The 16,626-nt window shown below is 64.9% G+C and carries 21 protein-coding genes; 13 read left to right on the top strand and 8 right to left on the bottom strand.

The window, feature by feature from the left end; translation table 11 throughout:
* Positions 1-5 precede the first annotated feature (5 nt).
* The 4 genes from C4K27_RS27590 to C4K27_RS27570 form a co-directional block, all read right to left on the bottom strand.
* Positions 6-524, bottom strand: a complete 519-nt coding sequence (locus C4K27_RS27590; RefSeq protein ID WP_037005021.1) for a DUF3299 domain-containing protein — start codon at positions 522-524, stop codon at positions 6-8.
* A 28-nt stretch (positions 525-552) separates the two neighbouring features.
* Positions 553-1,818, bottom strand: coding sequence for an ABC transporter permease (locus C4K27_RS27585; RefSeq protein WP_053262827.1), 1,266 nt, complete (start codon positions 1,816-1,818; stop codon positions 553-555).
* Between the two features lies 1 nt (position 1,819).
* Positions 1,820-2,530, bottom strand: a complete 711-nt coding sequence (locus C4K27_RS27580; RefSeq protein ID WP_053262826.1) for an ABC transporter ATP-binding protein — start codon at positions 2,528-2,530, stop codon at positions 1,820-1,822.
* 138 nt (positions 2,531-2,668) lie between these two features.
* Positions 2,669-3,265: a DUF2796 domain-containing protein gene (locus C4K27_RS27570; protein ID WP_053262825.1), complete on the bottom strand. Its 597-nt coding sequence runs from the start codon at positions 3,263-3,265 to the stop codon at positions 2,669-2,671.
* 135 nt (positions 3,266-3,400) lie between these two features.
* Between C4K27_RS27570 and C4K27_RS27565 the strand changes: the two genes are divergently transcribed.
* Positions 3,401-3,754 carry a hypothetical protein gene (locus tag C4K27_RS27565; RefSeq protein WP_053262824.1) on the top strand — a complete coding sequence of 118 codons (354 nt, stop codon included), beginning with the start codon at positions 3,401-3,403 and terminating at the stop codon, positions 3,752-3,754.
* Between the two features lie 50 nt (positions 3,755-3,804).
* Here the strand turns inward: C4K27_RS27565 and trxA are convergent, their stop codons facing one another.
* From trxA to C4K27_RS27550, 3 genes are all read right to left on the bottom strand, one after another.
* Entirely contained in the window at positions 3,805-4,677 is an 873-nt protein-coding gene (trxA, locus tag C4K27_RS27560) for a thioredoxin (protein WP_007924137.1), read from the bottom strand.
* Positions 4,678-4,782: 105 nt separating this feature from the next.
* Positions 4,783-5,439 (bottom strand): class I SAM-dependent methyltransferase, encoded by a 657-nt coding sequence (locus tag C4K27_RS27555; RefSeq protein WP_009045827.1) that lies wholly within the window; start codon positions 5,437-5,439, stop codon positions 4,783-4,785.
* A complete protein-coding gene (locus tag C4K27_RS27550) occupies positions 5,436-5,894 on the bottom strand; it encodes a hypothetical protein (protein ID WP_053262823.1) in 459 nt (152 codons plus the stop codon). The genes C4K27_RS27555 and C4K27_RS27550 overlap by 4 nt, the downstream gene beginning before the upstream one ends.
* Before the next feature lie 129 nt (positions 5,895-6,023).
* On the opposite strand from C4K27_RS27550, the gene nrdR reads away from it, so the two are divergent.
* The 12 genes from nrdR to C4K27_RS27490 all read left to right on the top strand — a co-directional run bounded on the left by nrdR (position 6,024) and on the right by C4K27_RS27490 (position 14,693).
* The gene (gene nrdR, locus C4K27_RS27545; RefSeq protein ID WP_007924133.1) at positions 6,024-6,488 is read left to right on the top strand and encodes a transcriptional regulator NrdR; all 465 of its coding nucleotides are present in this window, start codon (positions 6,024-6,026) and stop codon (positions 6,486-6,488) included.
* Positions 6,485-7,618, top strand: coding sequence for a bifunctional diaminohydroxyphosphoribosylaminopyrimidine deaminase/5-amino-6-(5-phosphoribosylamino)uracil reductase RibD (gene ribD, locus C4K27_RS27540; protein ID WP_053262822.1), 1,134 nt, complete (start codon positions 6,485-6,487; stop codon positions 7,616-7,618). Before nrdR ends, ribD begins: the two co-directional genes overlap by 4 nt.
* Positions 7,619-7,664: 46 nt before the next feature.
* Positions 7,665-8,327 (top strand): riboflavin synthase, encoded by a 663-nt coding sequence (locus C4K27_RS27535; RefSeq protein WP_007924128.1) that lies wholly within the window; start codon positions 7,665-7,667, stop codon positions 8,325-8,327.
* A 16-nt stretch (positions 8,328-8,343) separates the two neighbouring features.
* Positions 8,344-9,435, top strand: a complete 1,092-nt coding sequence (gene ribBA / locus C4K27_RS27530; protein ID WP_053262821.1) for a bifunctional 3,4-dihydroxy-2-butanone-4-phosphate synthase/GTP cyclohydrolase II — start codon at positions 8,344-8,346, stop codon at positions 9,433-9,435.
* Between the two features lie 91 nt (positions 9,436-9,526).
* A complete protein-coding gene (gene ribH, locus C4K27_RS27525) occupies positions 9,527-10,003 on the top strand; it encodes a 6,7-dimethyl-8-ribityllumazine synthase (protein ID WP_007924117.1) in 477 nt (158 codons plus the stop codon).
* Entirely contained in the window at positions 10,000-10,500 is a 501-nt protein-coding gene (gene nusB / locus C4K27_RS27520) for a transcription antitermination factor NusB (protein WP_007924115.1), read from the top strand. The genes ribH and nusB overlap by 4 nt, the downstream gene beginning before the upstream one ends.
* Before the next feature lie 18 nt (positions 10,501-10,518).
* Complete coding sequence (gene thiL, locus C4K27_RS27515) at positions 10,519-11,484, top strand: thiamine-phosphate kinase (RefSeq protein WP_053262820.1); 966 nt, start codon at positions 10,519-10,521, stop codon at positions 11,482-11,484.
* A complete protein-coding gene (locus C4K27_RS27510) occupies positions 11,481-11,984 on the top strand; it encodes a phosphatidylglycerophosphatase A family protein (protein ID WP_053262819.1) in 504 nt (167 codons plus the stop codon). The genes thiL and C4K27_RS27510 overlap by 4 nt, the downstream gene beginning before the upstream one ends.
* 10 nt (positions 11,985-11,994) lie before the next feature.
* Positions 11,995-12,753: a substrate-binding periplasmic protein gene (locus C4K27_RS27505; protein WP_053262818.1), complete on the top strand. Its 759-nt coding sequence runs from the start codon at positions 11,995-11,997 to the stop codon at positions 12,751-12,753.
* A gap of 112 nt (positions 12,754-12,865) precedes the next feature.
* Positions 12,866-13,483 (top strand): GTP cyclohydrolase II, encoded by a 618-nt coding sequence (ribA, locus tag C4K27_RS27500; RefSeq protein WP_007924108.1) that lies wholly within the window; start codon positions 12,866-12,868, stop codon positions 13,481-13,483.
* Positions 13,480-13,899 (top strand): hypothetical protein, encoded by a 420-nt coding sequence (locus C4K27_RS27495; protein ID WP_053262817.1) that lies wholly within the window; start codon positions 13,480-13,482, stop codon positions 13,897-13,899. Before ribA ends, C4K27_RS27495 begins: the two co-directional genes overlap by 4 nt.
* Positions 13,899-14,693 carry a cobalamin-binding protein gene (locus C4K27_RS27490; protein ID WP_053262816.1) on the top strand — a complete coding sequence of 265 codons (795 nt, stop codon included), beginning with the start codon at positions 13,899-13,901 and terminating at the stop codon, positions 14,691-14,693. The genes C4K27_RS27495 and C4K27_RS27490 overlap by 1 nt, the downstream gene beginning before the upstream one ends.
* Positions 14,694-14,708: 15 nt before the next feature.
* Here the strand turns inward: C4K27_RS27490 and C4K27_RS27485 are convergent, their stop codons facing one another.
* Entirely contained in the window at positions 14,709-16,592 is a 1,884-nt protein-coding gene (locus C4K27_RS27485) for a TonB-dependent receptor domain-containing protein (protein WP_053262815.1), read from the bottom strand.
* Positions 16,593-16,626 lie beyond the last annotated feature (34 nt).

Below are 16,626 nucleotides of genomic sequence, written 5' to 3'. Positions count from 1 at the left end.
CGGTTTCACTCCTGCAATTCGTACACGTAGATCTTCTCTGCCTCCATCTGGTAACCCGCGTCGGCGATTTCGCTGGTGGACGCCTTGACCTGCATCGGCCCCTCGATCCAGTACGGCTGATACAGCTCGTCGAGCTTCACGCCGACTTGGCTTTTCACATGCACGATCTGGTTCGACGGCGGTGGCGGCACGTGGATGCAGGCGCCGAAATACGGCACCAGCAGAAACTCCGTGGTGCGGCCTTCCTCGCTGACTTCCAGCGGCACGATGTAGCCGGGCAGGCGCACCGACAGGCCGTCCAGGCTCTGCACCACCGGAGCGTTGGGCATGTCCTGCTTGGCCGCCGGGGCAGACTCGGCGGCCAGGGCGTCGCTCATCTGCGACAGGTCGTGCAGCGGCTGCATGTTCGGCACCTCCGCCGGCGCGTCCGGCGGGATCATTTCCGACCAGGCCAGGTCTCGGGGTTCGGCGGCCCACAGTGGCAGGGCGACCAGCATCAATAGCGCAAGCAGGGCACGGGGCATGCCGGAGCTCCTCATAACCGGAAGTTCCTCATAAACGGATGGACAGGCCATCGGCTAGCGATTGTCGGTAGGCGCGCCAGGCGGGCACGCTGCCCATCAGCAGGGCGGCGATCAGGATACCGCCGAGCAGCGTCCACTCATACTCGCTTGGCCAGGACAGCGGCAGATACAGGCCGTAGCTCGACTGCACATGACCCTGGGCCAGGGCGATGCCCAGGTACAGCAGGCCCAGCCCGGCGAGCACACCGGACAGCGCCAGGGCGAAGGCCTCCAGCACCAGCAAGGTCGCGATATGCCAGGGGCGGGCGCCGACCGAACGCAGGATCGCCATTTCCCGACGGCGCTCGTTGAGGCTGGTGAGGATCGCCGTGAGCATGCCGATCAGGCCGGTCAGCACCACGAACAGCGACACCACGAACAGGGCCTTTTCCGCGGTGCCCATCAGGCTCCACAGCTCCTGCAGGGCGACCCCGGGCAGGATCGCCAGCATCGGTTCGCCGCGGTATTCATTGATCTCGCGCTGCACCGCGAAGGTGGCGATCTTGCTGTTCAGGCCGAGCATGAAGGCAGTGATCGCTTGCGGCGTCAGGTCCATGTTGCGCGCCTGGTCGGCACTGATGCGGCCGTTGCCCTGGGCCGGCACGCCGTTGTGCCAGTCGATATGGATCGCCTCCATGCCACCGAGGCTGATGTGCAGCGTGCGGTCCACCGGGGTGCCGGTGCGCTTGAGGATGCCGACCACGGTGAAGGGTTTGTCGTCATGCTTGACCAGGCTGATGGCCGCTACGCCGTGGGCCAGCACCAGCTTGTCGCCGAGCTTGTAATGCAGGGCCTCGGCGACTTCGGCGCCCAGCACCACTTCGAACGGATCGCTGGCGAACTCGCGGCCGCTGGCCAGTTGCAGGTTCTGCTGGTGGCCGTACTGGTAATGCTCGAAGTAGGCCGCGGTGGTGCCCATCACCCGGTAGCCGCGATGGGAATCGCCTAGGGAAATCGGGATCGCCCATTTCACTTTCGGGCTGCTGGCGAAGTGCTCGAAGCTGTCCCTGCGAATGTTGTTGGTGGCGTTGCCGATGCGGAACACCGAGTACAGCAGCAGGTTCACCGAACCGGAGCGGGCGCCGACGATCAGGTCGGTACCGCTGATGGTGCTGGCGAAGCTGGCGCGGGCTTCGGTACGCACCCGTTCCACCGCCAGCAGCAGGCAGACCGACAGGGCGATGGCGAAGGCGGTGAGGATCGCGGTGAAGCGGCGGTTAGCCAGGCTGGCCATGGCTAGACGGAACAGATACATCTCAGACCTCCGCGGGCGTAGCGGCGCGATTGAGTTCGGCCAGCGACAGGTTGCGATCGAACAGCGGCGCCAGGCTCTGGTCATGGCTGACGAACAGCAGGCTGGCCCCGGCCTCGCGGCATTCGGCGAACAGCAGGCGGATAAAGGCTTCGCGGGCGTCGTAGTCCAGTGCCGAGGTGGGTTCGTCGGCGATCACCAGTTCCGGTTGGCCGATCAGCGCGCGGGCGGCGGCGACCCGTTGTTGCTGGCCGATGGACAGCGAGTCGGCGCGGCGACCGAGCAGGTCGGGGTCTTTAAGCCCCAGGTGGGCGAGCAGGGTGGCCGCCGCCTGGTCGACACTGCCGTGGCGCTGCACGGCGCGGCTGGCGCGCAATTTGGAGAAGTGGCAGGGCAACTCGACGTTTTCGCGTACCGAGAGAAACGGCAGCAGGTTGAACTGCTGGAAGATGTAGCCGGTGTGATCGACCCGGAAGCGGTCGCGGGCGCCGGCGGAGAGTTCGGTCAACTCCTGGCCCAGCAGGCGGATGCTGCCGCGGCCGGGTTTCTGCACACCGCCGAGCAGGCCGAGCAGGGTGGTCTTGCCGCTGCCGCTGGGGCCCTTGAGGAACAGCGTTTCACCCGCTTCCAGGCGAAAGGCCGGGATATCCAGCAACTGTGGATGGCCGGGCCAGCTGAAGCCCAGGTCGGACAGTTCGATAAGTGCTTGGGTCATGTTGGGCCGATCATGGAGTGAGTTTTGTAGCCGCTGCCGAAGGCTGCGATAAGGTCCGCAGGACCTTGCGAAAACCTCAAGAGCAACGACCCCTTCGGGCTCGATCGCAGCCTGCGGCAGCGGCTACAGGAGTTGCGGTCAGAACTTCAGGCTGGCGGCCTTGGCCGTCGCTTCCACGCCTTGCTGGCCACTTGGCGAGATGAGTTGTACCTGAATTTTCTGGGTGGCGGGGAAGGTCTTGAACACGCCGCCCAAGTCCAGGTTCTTCAGCGCGCCCGGCGTGGCACAGGTGAACTGGTAGTGCGCATGGATCTCGCTGTGCTCGTGGTGATGCTCGTGGCCGCCGGCACTCTTCGCGTCGTCATGGTCTTCGTCGTGATCCTCGGGCTTGTCACCGAACAGCGGGCTTTCCAGTTCCTGTTGCGCCACCACGCAACCGGCGGCGGGCGGCAGGCTGAACAGCGCCAGCGGTTTTTCCAGCTGGGCGCGCACGGCGGCGACCTTGGCCTTGTCCGCGTCGGTGCTGGCGGCGTGCTCGAAGCCCACCAGGTTCATCGCCGGGCTTTCCAGTTCCAGCTCCAGGGTCTGGCCGTCCAGTGCCGCGTTCAGGCGGGCCACGCCATGCTCGTGAGCATCGAGGCTGCCGTGCTCATGGTCGTGGTCGTGTTTTTCGGCCGCGTGAGCGATGGCCAGGGGCAACAGAGCGAACGGCAAGGCGAGCAGCAGACGACGCATGGCAAGTCTCCGGGAGCGAACATGAAAATAATGTTATGTAATCTTATAACGGAAGTGGCAAGAGTTTGACCGCCTGCTTGGCGTTGCGCAAGACGCATGGGAGCATGCTCGTCAGAAATTTTCGGGAGCAGAGCGATGGTGCGGATTCGTGGAAGCATCGGCGAATGGCCGGTGGATTTGACCCTGGAACTGGACGAGGCCGACTGGGATCAGTTGAGTGCCCGGCTGGGGGCGCCGTTGCAGGCGGCCAAAGCCGAAAGCGGCGCGCCTGTGGCCAAGCCGGCGAGCCAGGACGATGCGCTGTGGCAGATCACCCAGGACCTGCTGCGCAAGGCCGGGCAATTGAGCGGCCCGGATCTTTTGGAGCAACTGGAAGGCCTGACCGGCAGCGCCGCGGCGGGCAAGCGGCTGTTGGTGCGTTTGCGCCATAGCGCACAGGTCAAGGTGGTGAGCGGCGGCGATACGCCGCTCTACAGCTGGATCGAGTAGGCGAGGGCTGCGCCGGCTTGCGATAAACCGGCGCGGCTATCAGCTATGAATCAGTACAGCGCGGCGAACAGCTTGCGACGGTAGGTGGTCACCAGCGGGTGATCGTTGCCCAGCAGCTCGAACACTTGCAGCAAGGTCTTGTGCGGCAGGCCTTCGTTGTAGCTGCGGTTGCGGATGAACAACTTGAGCAGGGCATCCAGCGCCGCGTCGTACTGCTGGCGCGCCAGTTGCTGGATGGCCAGCTGATACACCGCCTCGTCATCCTGCGGGTCCTGCGCCAGGCGGCTTTTCAGCTCGGCGCTGTCCGGCAGGTCGGCAGCCTGCTTGAGGAAGGTGATCTGCGCCTTGGCCCCGGCCAGCGCCGCCTTGTGTTCATCGCCGGTGACCGCGTCGAGTACGGTCTGGGCTTCGCCCAGTTCACCGCGTTCGGCCAGGCAGCGGGCGTAGAGGATCAAGGCCTTGGCGTTGCTGTTGTCTTCGCCCAGCAGCACTTTGAGCGTGGCTTCGGCATCGGCGATGCGCCCTTCGGCGAACAGCGCTTCAGCCAGCTCCAGCGGGTCGGCGGCCTTGGGCGGCGGCATCTGCACATGGGGTTCGAGCATGGCGCGCACCGCGGACTCCGGTTGCGCTCCGGCAAAGCCGTCCACCGGCTGGCCGTCCTTGAACAGCACCACGGTCGGCAGGCTGCGAATGCCGAAGCGGGCAACGATGTCCTGCTCGATATCGCAGTTGACCTTGGCCAGCAGCAGTTCGCCCTGATAGCTCTCGGCGATCTGTTGCAGCATCGGCATCAGCGCCTTGCAGGGCGCGCACCATTCGGCCCAGAAATCCACCAGCACCGGCTTGTGGAACGAGTTCTCGATCACCGACTGGTCGAAGTCGGCGGTGCTGGCGTCGAAAATGTACGGCGTGTCCTGACTCATGGGGGATCTCGAAGAACGTGAATGGGCCAACTATAAGGGCTGGCGGGGTGTGCCTGAAAGCGGTGGCTGTCCGCTCGCCGGTTATCGCGTGGCGCTGGCAGGGAATCAATCGCGCTGCGCGTGATACAGGCTCACTTCGCGGAACTCCCAGGGCTCGGCTAGATCCGGCAGGGTCAGGGCGTGGAGCATTTCCAGACGTCGGTACAGCGGATGCTGGAAGTCCTTGACCCTGGAGTCCGCCACCAGCGCCTGGCGTCCGCGGCTGAGGAACTCATCCAGCAGCGGCAGGTTGGCGCGGTCGTAGAGCACGTCGGCCACCAGGATCAGGTCGAAGCGATCCGCTTGCGCGAAAAAGTCCGTGGAGTAACCCAGTTCAACCCCGTTGAGCGCCGCATTCGCCTTGCAGGCGGCGATGGCCAGCGGGTCGAGGTCGCAGGCCACCACTTCCAGCGCGCCGGCTTTCAGCGCCGCGATACCGGCCACGCCGGAGCCGGCGCCGAAATCCAGGACCCGCTTGCCTTGCACCCACTGCGGACGCTCGGCCAGATAGCGCGCCAGGGCCAGGCCGCTGGCCCAGCAGAAACTCCAGTACGGCGGTTCGTGGAGAATTCGCCGGGTTTCTTCCGGGGTGAAGGCGCGGTCCATGTTGTCGGCATCGATCAACCACAGCTTCAGCTCGGTGTCCGGCAGTTCGCAGGCCACCAGTTGGGCATCGCCCAGCAGTTCGCTCAGGGCGCGTTGCAGGTCGAGCGGTGGGGTCATGGTGCTTTGACGAATTGCAGCTGGCCCACGGCCTGGGTGGTCGGCTGGGTGATGAGTTGCGCCGGCAGGTGCAGGATCAACTGGCCGGACTGGCTGGCGCGGCCGCGCAGTTCGACGCGGGCGCCTACCGGGAAGACATCGGGATTGAAGCGCAGGCGAAACGGCAGGACCTTGTTGTTGCCGATCAGGTTGCTGCTGGCCAGCAAACGTTGCGGCCGGCCGCGCTCGTCGATCACCAGCAGCGCCAGTTCCACCTCGGCACCGCTCGGTACGCCCTGCAGGGTGCCGCTCAGTTCACGCTGGTAGGCCGGCAGGGGGCCGAGGTCAGTGGATTCCTGGGCTTTTTTCACACTCTGCTGGGGCGGCACGGTGGAGGTGACCGGTTTCGGGGCGTCGCTGCTGCAAGCGACCAGCAGGCTGAAAAGGCTGAGCAAAACGAGCGGTCGTAGTGGCATGCGAAGCTCCAACAAGGCGAAATTCCATGTGCAAAACATAATAGTCGGTCTGTATACCGTAAAGGCTATGGCTTGTCTTGCCAGTGGGATGCGCTACCATGGCCCTCCCTTTTTTTGTTGCCTGCCACCATGCACTGTCCCTTCTGCGGTGCCAACGACACCAAGGTCATCGACTCGCGTCTGGTCGCCGAAGGCGAACAGGTGCGCCGCCGGCGTGAATGCCTGGCCTGCGGTGAGCGTTTCACCACTTTCGAAACCGCCGAACTGGTGTTGCCGCGCCTGATCAAGACTGACGGCAGCCGCCAGCCCTTCGACGAAGAAAAACTCCGCGCTGGCATGCAGCGTGCCCTGGAAAAACGTCCGGTCAGCGTCGAGCGCCTGGAAGCCGCGCTGGTGCATATCAAGCACAAGTTGCGCGCCACCGGCGAGCGCGAGGTCAAGTCCCTGGTCGTCGGTGAACTGGTGATGGCCGAGCTGCAAAAGCTCGATGAAGTGGCCTATATCCGCTTCGCTTCGGTCTACCGACGGTTCCAGGATCTCAACGAATTCCGCGAAGAGATCGACCGTCTCGCCCGTGAGCCGGGTAAAGAATGAACACCTCCAGCGAACAGGCGGTACTCGACGCCCACTATATGGCGCGCGCCCTGGAGCTGGCCGCAAAAGGCCGCTTCAGCACTCACCCCAACCCCCGGGTCGGTTGCGTGATCGTGCGCGACGGCCAGGTCGTCGGCGAAGGCTGGCATGTGCGGGCCGGCGAGCCCCATGCCGAAGTCCATGCCCTGCGTGCCGCCGGTGCCAACGCCCGCGGCGCCACCGCTTACGTGACCCTCGAACCCTGCAGCCATCACGGCCGTACGCCGCCGTGCGCCGATGCCCTGGTGGATGCCGGCGTGGCGCGGGTCGTGGCGGCGATGCAGGACCCCAACCCGGAAGTCGCCGGCCGTGGCCTGCAGCGCCTGGCCCAGGCCGGCATCGCTACCCACAGTGGGGTGATGGAGCAGCAAGCCCGTGCCCTCAACCAGGGTTTCCTCAAGCGCATGGAGCACGGCTTGCCGTTCGTGCGGGTCAAGCTGGCCATGAGCCTGGACGGGCGCACCGCCATGGCCAGTGGCGAAAGCCAGTGGATCACCGGCCCCGCCGCGCGCTCCGCGGTGCAGCGCCTGCGGGCCCAGGCCAGCGTGGTGTTGACCGGAGCCGACACGGTGCTGGCGGACAATGCCCGGCTGACGGTGCGTGCCGAGGAACTGGGGCTGGATGCGGAACAGACCGCCCTGGCCATGAGCCGTCCACCCTTGCGCGTGTTGATCGACGGCCGCCTGCGGGTGCCGCTCGATGCGCCGTTCTTCAAGGCGGGGCCGGCGCTGGTCGCCACCTGCGCCGCGGTGGAAGAACAGTACGCCAATGGTCCGGAGTGCCTGATCGTGCCGGGCGCCGATGGCCAGGTGGACCTGCGTCGGCTGCTGGGCGAGCTGGCTGCCCGCGGCGTCAACGAGGTGCTGGTGGAAGCCGGTCCGCGCCTGGCGGGGGCGTTCGCCCAGCAGGGTTTGGTGGACGAGTACCAGATCTTTGTCGCCGGCAAGTTCCTCGGCTCTACGGCCCGGCCGCTGCTCGACTGGCCGCTGGCGCAGATGAGTGAGGCGCCGCAGCTGAAAATCATTGAAATGCGCGCCGTAGGCGATGACTGGCGAGTCATTGCCATTCCTCTGCCAGCAGCGAGCGTATAATTTCGGGCCTTCGCCACGCGGCGACCCTGTTCTCGAGGAGGACTCCATGTTTACAGGCATCATCGAATCCATCGGCAGCATCCGTGCATTGACCCCCAAGGGTGGCGATGTGCGGGTGTATGTGGAAACCGGCAAGCTCGACCTGGGCGACGTGAAGCTGGGCGACAGCATCGCGGTGAACGGCGTCTGCCTGACCGCGGTGGAACTGCCGGGCGACGGCTTCTGGGCCGACGTCAGCCGCGAGACCCTGGACTGCACCGCTTTCCATCAGTTGAAGGCCGGCAGCCGGGTCAACCTGGAAAAGGCCCTGACCCCGACCACCCGCCTGGGCGGTCACCTGGTCAGCGGCCATGTCGACGGCGTCGGCGAAGTGGTGGCCCGGGAGGAAAATGCCCGCGCCATCCAGTTCCGTATCCGCGCGCCCAAGGACCTGGCCAAGTACATCGCCCACAAGGGCTCGATCACCGTCGACGGCACCAGCCTGACGGTCAACGCGGTCAATGGCGCCGAGTTCGAGCTGACCATCGTCCCGCACACGCTGGCCGAAACCATCATGGCCGACTACCGGCCGGGTCGGCAGGTCAACCTCGAAGTCGACCTGCTGGCGCGTTACCTGGAGCGCCTGCTGCTGGGCGACAAGGCCGCGGAGCCTTCGAGCGGTGGCATCACCGAAAGTTTTCTGGCCGCTAACGGCTACCTCAAATCCTGACTCAAGGGGGTGCCGCGTGGCGCTCAACAGCATCGAAGAACTGGTTGAAGACATCCGCCAAGGCAAGATGGTCATCCTCATGGATGACGAAGACCGCGAGAACGAAGGCGACCTGATCATGGCCGCCGAGTGCTGCAAGGCCGAACACATCAACTTCATGGCCAAGCATGCCCGCGGCCTGATCTGCATGCCGATGAGCCGCGAGCGTTGCGAGCTGCTCAAGCTGCCTTTGATGGCGCCGCGCAACGGTTCCGGGTTCGGTACCAAGTTCACCGTTTCCATCGAGGCCACTACCGGCGTGACCACCGGTATCTCCGCCGCCGACCGCGCACGCACGGTGCAGGCTGCCGCCGCCAAGGACGCCAAGGCCGAAGACATCGTCAGCCCGGGCCACATCTTCCCGCTGATGGCCCAGCCGGGCGGCACCCTGGCCCGCGCGGGCCACACCGAAGCTGCCTGCGACCTGGCGCGCATGGCCGGTTTCGAGCCGAGCGGGGTGATCTGCGAAGTGATGAACGACGACGGCACCATGTCCCGTCGCGCCGAGCTGGAAGCCTTCGCCGCCGAACACGACATCAAGATCGGCACCATCGCCGACCTGATTCACTACCGGATGATCCACGAACGTACCGTTCAGCGGATTGCCGAGCAGCCGCTGGACAGCGAATTGGGCCAGTTCAACCTGGTGACCTACCGTGATTCGGTGGAAGGCGACGTGCACATGGCGCTGACCCTGGGCAACATCTGCGCCGAAGAGCCGACCCTGGTTCGCGTGCACAACATGGATCCGCTGCGCGACCTGCTGATGGTCAAACAGCCTGGCCGCTGGAGCCTGCGGGCCGCCATGGCCACGGTGGCCGAGGCCGGCAGCGGCGTGGTGCTGTTGCTGGGCCACCCCCTGGACGGCGACGTGCTGCTGGCGCATATCCGCGAAACGGCCGAGCACGTGCCTGCGAAAAAACCGACCACCTACAGCATCGTCGGTGCCGGTTCGCAGATCCTGCGCGACCTGGGCGTACGCAAAATGCGCCTGATGAGCGCGCCGATGAAATTTAATGCGATATCCGGTTTCGACCTGGAAGTTGTAGAATACGTGCCCTCCGAATAAAAGCCGGTTGTTGCGGGCTTGAAATTCGCGGTTCAAATATCACTAGTGAGCGCGTAGTGAACGCGCTCCGGCTCTTTAAGAGATTTGTCGAATGACCCTGAAGACCATCGAAGGTACCTTCATCGCCCCCAAAGGCCGCTATGCCCTGGTGGTCGGCCGTTTCAACAGCTTCGTCGTCGAAAGCCTGGTCAGCGGCGCCGTTGACGCCCTGGTCCGTCACGGCGTGAGCGAAAGCGACATCACCGTGATTCGTGCCCCTGGCGCCTTCGAGATTCCGCTGGTTGCGCAGAAAGTCGCGCAGAAGGGCGAGTTCGCGGCGATCATCGCCCTGGGCGCGGTCATTCGTGGCGGCACTCCGCACTTCGAATACGTGGCGGGCGAATGCACCAAGGGCCTGGCCCAGGTGTCCATGGAGTTTGGCGTACCGGTCGCCTTCGGCGTGCTGACCGTCGACTCGATCGAGCAAGCCATCGAACGTTCCGGCACCAAGGCCGGCAACAAAGGTGCTGAAGCTGCCTTGTCCGCTCTGGAAATGGTCAGCCTGCTGGCGCAGTTGGAGGCCAAGTGATTAGCGACGATAGCGATCGTTTCAACCCGCGCGATCCGAAACCTGCGGACGCTGGCAAGCCATCCAAGAGCGCCAAGCGTCGCGAAGCCCGTCAGCTCGCGACCCAGGCGCTGTACCAATGGCACATGGCCAAGCACTCGCTGAACGAGATCGAAGCGCAGTTCCGGGTCGACAACGATTTCACCGACATCGACGGTGCCTACTTCCGTGAGATCCTGCACGGCGTTCCGGCCAACAAGAATGAGATCGACAACGCTCTCACTCCTTGCCTGGACCTCACCATCGAAGAGCTGGACCCGGTCGAACTGGCGGTTTTGCGCCTGTCCACCTGGGAACTGCTCAAGCGCGTCGATGTGCCATACCGCGTTGTGATCAACGAAGGTATCGAACTGGCCAAGGTCTTCGGTTCCACCGACGGCCACAAGTTCGTCAACGGCGTACTCGACAAGCTGGCCCCGCGTCTGCGTGAAGCTGAAGTGAAGGCATTCAAGCGCTGATCCGCGCTTGCAGCTGCCATGGGCGAGTTTGAGCTGATCCGTAACTTCTTCGCTGCCGCGCCTTGTGCGCAGGGCGGCGAGGGCGTTGCACTGGGGATTGGCGACGACTGCGCCTTGCTGGCTGTTCCCCCTGGCGAACAGTTGGCGATCTCCACCGACACCCTGGTGGCCGGTGTGCATTTCGCAGATCCCTGCGACCCTTTCCTGCTCGGCCAGCGCTCGCTGGCGGTGGCGGTCAGCGACCTGGCGGCCATGGGCGCCGCGCCTGTCGCCTTCACCCTTGCCCTGACTCTGCCGACGGTTGACGCCGATTGGCTGCAAGCCTATGCCAACGGCCTGAGCGCCATGGCGCAGAGCTGCGGCGTGCGCCTGGTAGGCGGCGACACCACCCGTGGTCCGTTGACCCTGACCATGACCGTGTTCGGTCGCGTGCCTGCCGGCCAGGCCCTGACCCGCAGCGGTGCCCGTCCGGGCGACCTGCTGTGTGTCGGCGGCGAGCTGGGCAATGGTGCCGGTGCCTTGCCCCTGGTGCTCGGACAACGCAGCGCCGAGCCGGCGGTCGCCGAGCCTTTGCTGGTCCATTACTGGTCGCCGCAACCGCAACTGGCCCTGGGCCAGGCGCTGCGCGGCAAGGCTACCGCAGCCATGGATATCTCCGATGGCCTGCTGGCCGACTGCGGGCACATTGCTGCCGCTTCAGCTGTCAGCTTGCTGATCGAAAGTGAAAAACTGCCGATGTCCCGGGCGTTGTTGAGCTTTCTCGGTGAGAATGGCGCCCGCTCGGCGGCACTCAGCGGCGGTGACGATTACGTGCTGCTCTTCACCTTGCCCGAAGCCAAGCTGGCGCCGCTGCTCGCCGCCGGCTGGCCGGTGCATGTGCTGGGCCGGGTCGTGGCCGGGCAGGGCGTGGTGCTGCTGGATGCCGAGGGGCGGGACATCACCCCGAGCACTCGGGGCTATCAACATTTTCGGGAGACACCGTGACAGATCATCCCAAACAGGTTCCGGCAGAGTTCGTGCCGCCCTCCGTCTGGCGTAATCCCTGGCATTTTCTGGCCTTCGGCTTCGGTTCGGGCACCTTGCCCAAGGCTCCGGGTACCTGGGGCTCGCTGGTGGCGCTACCGTTCATCCCGCTGTGGCAGATGCTGCCGGACTGGGGTTACTGGCTGATGCTCGGCATCACCATGCTGTTCGGCTTCTGGCTGTGCGGCAAGGTGGCCGACGACCTGCGGGTGCATGACCACGAAGGCATCGTCTGGGACGAAATGGTCGGCATGTGGATCACCCTGTGGCTGGTGCCGGAAGGCTGGCAGTGGTTGCTGGCGGGTTTCCTGATGTTCCGCTTCTTCGACATTCTCAAGCCCTGGCCGATTCGCTGGATCGACCGGCATGTGCACGGTGGTATCGGGATCATGCTCGACGACGTGCTGGCCGGTGTCTTCGCCTGGTTGGCGATGCAGGGGCTGGTGTGGTGCTTTACCTGAGGAATCAGCCATGCCGGCCGCTCGCGTTCTGCTGGTAACGCTCTGTGTCTTGACCGCCAGCCTGGTCCGGGCCGCCGAGCCGGCGGCGCTTCCCGGCGAAATCCGGGTGGCCAGCGAGGAGTGGGACAGCTACACCCAGGCCGATGGCCAGGGCATGGCCTGGGATATCCTGCGCGAGGTCTTCGAGACCCAGGGCGTGAAGCTCGACATGCGCAGCGTGCCGTACACCCGCTCGGTCGGGCTGGTGCAGCGGCGTGAAGTCGACGCCCTGGTCGGCTCCTATCGGGACGAGACCGATGGCGCCCTGTATCCGCGCTGGAATTACGACACCGACCATATCTACAGCCTGGGCCTGGCGACGAACCCGCCGCCGACCCTGGCCACGCTCGGCAACTACCGCCTGGTCTGGGTACGCGGCTACCGCTACCAGGACTACTTGCCCAATATTCAGCGTTTCAATGAAATCCGCCGGCGGGTCGGTATCTTGCCGATGCTCCAGCAAGGTCGCGCCGACTTCTATATCGATGCTCTGACCGAGGTCGATGTTGTCCTGTCCCAGGCCGGGGACCGCTCTCAGTTCCGGCGCAGCCATTTGGCCGAACTGCCGCTGTACCTGGGCTTTGCCGACAATGAACGGGGCCGGGTGCTGCGCGCGCTGTTCGATCGACGGATGGCCGAGTTGGTGAAAAACGGCCGTTTGCGCCCGATTTTCCAGCGCTGGCAGCAGCCCTATCCGTTCGATACCGGGCGTCCGCCTGAAGACCGTTGATCTAACTTCTCGATCTTTATGTCCGATAATTCAGCCTAAGCGTCTGTCGGAAGCTGCTGTTACAATGCCGCCTCTGCGAATCTCCAGTCCCATACAGATCAGGAGCACAACGGTGCCCGTCGTTTTTGTCGCCGCTTCCAAGCTGCCCACCCCTTTTGCGCAATTCACCATGCACGGTTTTCTCGATGAAGCCACCGGCCGCGAGCACGTCGTGCTCAGCCTGGGTGATATTGCCGATGGCGCTCCGGTGCTCGGCCGGTTGCACTCCGAATGCCTGACCGGCGATGCCCTGTTCAGCCAGCGCTGCGACTGCGGTTCGCAACTGGAAGCCGCCCTGCAGGCGATCGCCCGCGAAGGCCGTGGCGTACTCCTGTACTTGCGTCAGGAAGGCCGTGGCATCGGCCTGCTGAACAAGATCCGCGCCTATGAGTTGCAGGATGGCGGCGCCGACACCGTGGAAGCCAACGAACGCCTGGGCTTTGCCGCCGACCAGCGTGACTACGCCATGTGCCTGCCGATGCTCGAGCACCTGGGGGTGAAATCCCTGCGGCTGATGACCAACAACCCGCGCAAGGTCAAGGCCCTGACCGAGATGGGTATAGTCGTTGCCGAGCGCGTGCCGCTGCATACCGGCCACAACCCGCACAACAAACTCTACCTGGCCACCAAGGCCAGCAAGCTCGACCACATGATGGGCAACGAGCACCAGGGCGAGGTAGACCGGGCGTGACCCGCGGTCAGGTCCGGCGGCGGCTGGCCGTCAGTTGGTGGCAATACCTGGCGCTGGCGTTGCTGCCGCTGTTCGTGATCAACCTGGTGTTTGGCCAGGGCGAGCCGCTGCTGCCGATCCTGGCGATGCCGTTTTTCATTGCTGGCGTAGCTTCGATGTTTGTCAGCCTGCGCTTTTTCGGCGGCTACAAACGGGCCTTGATCGCCACCCATAAAGCCCTCGATACCCCTGAAGAGCCAGCGGCCTGGATCGAGTTGGCGGCCCGCCGTCGCACGGCGTTTCTGGCGGCGGCCCTGCCAGCCTGGGTCGGTGCCCTGGCGGTGTTCGTCGGCCTGGAAGCGGTGCCGCTGATCCTCCTGGCGCTGTCCACCGCGGTGCTGTTCTACCTCTACCGCATCCCGCGTCAGCTCGGTTGATGCGCCGCTGGCTGGCAGTCCTGCTGCTGGCACTCGCAGGCCCGGCGCTGGCCGTGGAGCGCGTGGTCAGCCTTGCGCCTTCGCTATCGGAAATCGTCGTCGAACTGGATTCCGCCGACCTGCTGGTTGGTGTGCTCGACGCCGGCGAGCGTCCCCCTCAATTGCACAACCTGCCGTCGGTGGGCCGCTACGGCCAGCTGGACATGGAGCGGCTGCTCAGCCTCAGGCCGGATCTGCTTCTGCTCTGGCCCGGCAGCGTCGGCCCGGCCCAGCGCGAGCAGCTCGCTCGCCTGGGCATCCCGACCCTGGTGGCCGAACCCCATAGTCTCGACCAGCTCACCACTCAAATTGCAACCATCGCCGCCCGGCTAGGGCGCCCACAACGCGGCCTGGAGCGTGCCAGCGAGTTGCAGCAGCAACTGGCCGGCCTGCGTCAGCGCTATGCCCGCAGCACGCCCCTGGCGGTGTTCTATCAGGTCTGGGACCAGCCGTTGTACACCGTGGGCGGCGGGCAAATCATCAGTGATGCCTTGAGTGTGTGCGGCGCGCGCAATGTGTTTGCCGACCTGCCGCTGCCGGCGCCCCAGGTCAGCGTCGAGGCAGTATTGCAGCGCAACCCCGAGGTGATTCTGGCCAGCACCCAGGCGCAACTTGACGCCTGGAAAGCCTGGCCGCAACTGAAGGCGGTGGCGCAAGGCAGGTTGTTGCTGATCAGCGATAAAGGCCTGGAGCGGCCGAGCGGGCAGATGATCGCCGCGACGGCCAAGCTCTGTGAGTTGCTTGATTCCGAGTAGCGGCTACTGGCGCCACTAAAGCTCCGGCGTCCAGGTCACCCCGAACATCCAGGCCCGGCCTTGCTCCCGATACCCGTACTGCGCGCCGTCATGGCTGTACAGCACCCGGCTGTAGGACTTTTCGAGCAGATTGTCGACCTTCAGTTCCAGCCGGACTTCGCGATTCAGCGCCCAACTGCTGCGCAAGCCCAGCAGGGCATAGCCGCCGAGGCGTTGCTGGTTGGCCAGGTCGTCATAGCTGCTGCTCACCGCCTGCCAGCTGGCGCCGAGGCCCAGGCGGTCGAACTGCCGATCAAGGTCCAGGCTCAGGGTGCGCCGGGCACGACGGGCCAGGGTGTGGCCGGTGTCGCGGTCGCGGGGATCGATGATCGCCAGCCCCAGATTGCTCTGCCAGCCGAACAACTCCTGCTGCAGCGTCGCCTCGAAGCCGTTGATGCGTGCCGAGGCGACGTTCTGTGGGCGCGAATTGCTGCCGAAGATAATCGCGTCTTCCAGGTCGGTGCGGTACAGCGAGGTCTCCAGGCGAGTGCTCTCGCTTAACTGGCTGCGCCATTGCAACTCGTAGCTTTTCGAGGTCTCGGGCTTGAGGTCGGGGTTGCTGAAGTCGGGGTAATACAGATCGTTGAAGGTCGGGGCGCGGAAGCCTTCGCTATAGGTCAGTAGGACATCGTTGTCGGCGTTCAGCGGCAGGGTGAGGGTGCCGCTCCAGCTGTTCTGGCCGCCGAACTGCTGGTTCTGGTCGCGGCGCAGGCCCAGTTCGGTGGAGAAACTTTCGGCCTTGAAGCGATGCTGGACAAAGGCTGCGCGGTTCCAGCGGCTGTCTTCGGCGAAGGCGGTACTGCTGTTGACCCGGTCTTGGTACCAGTCGCCGCCGACGATCAGGCTGTTGCGTTCGTCGAGGGTCAGGTCGTTCTGCCAGTTGACCGAGTCGCGGTAGGTGTTGAACACCGTGCGTTCGTCGCTGAGCTTGTCGAAGGTCTTCTCGCGGTTTTCGCTGTGGCCCAGCTCCAGGCGCGACTTCCAGACGTCGTTGATACGCCCGTCGACATAGCTGCTGAAGCTGCTGACCGCGAATTCGCTGTAGGGCTTCTGCGGGAGGCTCTCGAAGGTGCGGCTGTCGAAGCGCCCGAAGGGGTTGTCGAACTCGCTTTTGCCGCGGTTATCCAGCAGGTTCAGGCCCGCTTCCCAGTCGTCGTTGAAGGCGTGGCTCAGGCTCAGGCTGAGGGACTGGTTGCGGTAGGCGTCATTGTCGCGATCGCTGGCATAGGACTCATGGGTGCGATTGCTCCCGGCCGTGTCGTCGAGGCTGGCGCCCAGGCTGAAGCGGGTCTGCTGGTCGCCGCCGGACAGGCCAATGCTGCGCTCCCAGCTCTGGTGGCTGCCGACCCCCAGGTGCAGGCGGGGTTGCAGGCCCTGCTCGGCGCTGCGTCGGGTGAAGATCTGGATCACCCCGCCGATGGCGTCGCTGCCGTAGATCACTGAGCGGGAGCCGCGCAGCACTTCCACCCGCTCGATCTGCTGGATATTCAGATGCTGCAGATTGCTGTCGCCGGAGCTCGAACTGCCGATGCGCTGGCCGTCCACCAGCACCAGGGTCTGCGCCGACGAAGTGCCGCGGATATAGATCCCCGGCACGCTGCCCCGGCCGCCACTTTGCGCCACTTGCGCGCCAGGCACCCGTTGCAGCAGGTCGGTGGCGCTGGAGGGTTGCAGGCGGTCGATGTCGTCGCGGGTGAATACGGTGTTGGCGGCGCTGCTGTCGTTGCGGGCCTCTACCTGGCGGTTGGCGCTGATCAGCGTGTCCGGCAGCTTGAGGGCCTGTTCGCGGTCGAGATTGTCGGCCAGCAGTTGGCCGGTGGGCAGCAGGCAAAGGGTCAGGGTGAGGTGCGAGGCTTTCATCGGCAATCTATAGCGAATGGAGCATGCAAGGAAA

Origin of the sequence: Pseudomonas chlororaphis subsp. chlororaphis (genome assembly GCF_003945765.1) — a bacterium.
Classification (GTDB): domain Bacteria; phylum Pseudomonadota; class Gammaproteobacteria; order Pseudomonadales; family Pseudomonadaceae; genus Aquipseudomonas; species Aquipseudomonas chlororaphis.
This window is presented reverse-complemented; position numbering and strand designations above follow the sequence as displayed.

Coding starts and splice junctions, on each gene's coding strand:
- C4K27_RS27485 (WP_053262815.1), bottom strand. CDS start 16,592: ATGAAAGCCTCGCACCTCACCCTGACCCTTTGCCTGCTGCCCACCGGC.
- C4K27_RS27505 (WP_053262818.1), top strand. CDS start 11,995: ATGCCGGCCGCTCGCGTTCTGCTGGTAACGCTCTGTGTCTTGACCGCC.
- C4K27_RS27590 (WP_037005021.1), bottom strand. CDS start 524: ATGCCCCGTGCCCTGCTTGCGCTATTGATGCTGGTCGCCCTGCCACTG.
- nrdR (WP_007924133.1), top strand. CDS start 6,024: ATGCACTGTCCCTTCTGCGGTGCCAACGACACCAAGGTCATCGACTCG.
- C4K27_RS27580 (WP_053262826.1), bottom strand. CDS start 2,530: ATGACCCAAGCACTTATCGAACTGTCCGACCTGGGCTTCAGCTGGCCC.
- ribH (WP_007924117.1), top strand. CDS start 9,527: ATGACCCTGAAGACCATCGAAGGTACCTTCATCGCCCCCAAAGGCCGC.
- thiL (WP_053262820.1), top strand. CDS start 10,519: ATGGGCGAGTTTGAGCTGATCCGTAACTTCTTCGCTGCCGCGCCTTGT.
- C4K27_RS27550 (WP_053262823.1), bottom strand. CDS start 5,894: ATGCCACTACGACCGCTCGTTTTGCTCAGCCTTTTCAGCCTGCTGGTC.
- ribD (WP_053262822.1), top strand. CDS start 6,485: ATGAACACCTCCAGCGAACAGGCGGTACTCGACGCCCACTATATGGCG.
- trxA (WP_007924137.1), bottom strand. CDS start 4,677: ATGAGTCAGGACACGCCGTACATTTTCGACGCCAGCACCGCCGACTTC.
- C4K27_RS27570 (WP_053262825.1), bottom strand. CDS start 3,265: ATGCGTCGTCTGCTGCTCGCCTTGCCGTTCGCTCTGTTGCCCCTGGCC.
- C4K27_RS27490 (WP_053262816.1), top strand. CDS start 13,899: ATGCGCCGCTGGCTGGCAGTCCTGCTGCTGGCACTCGCAGGCCCGGCG.
- C4K27_RS27585 (WP_053262827.1), bottom strand. CDS start 1,818: ATGTATCTGTTCCGTCTAGCCATGGCCAGCCTGGCTAACCGCCGCTTC.
- C4K27_RS27555 (WP_009045827.1), bottom strand. CDS start 5,439: ATGACCCCACCGCTCGACCTGCAACGCGCCCTGAGCGAACTGCTGGGC.
- C4K27_RS27535 (WP_007924128.1), top strand. CDS start 7,665: ATGTTTACAGGCATCATCGAATCCATCGGCAGCATCCGTGCATTGACC.
- C4K27_RS27565 (WP_053262824.1), top strand. CDS start 3,401: ATGGTGCGGATTCGTGGAAGCATCGGCGAATGGCCGGTGGATTTGACC.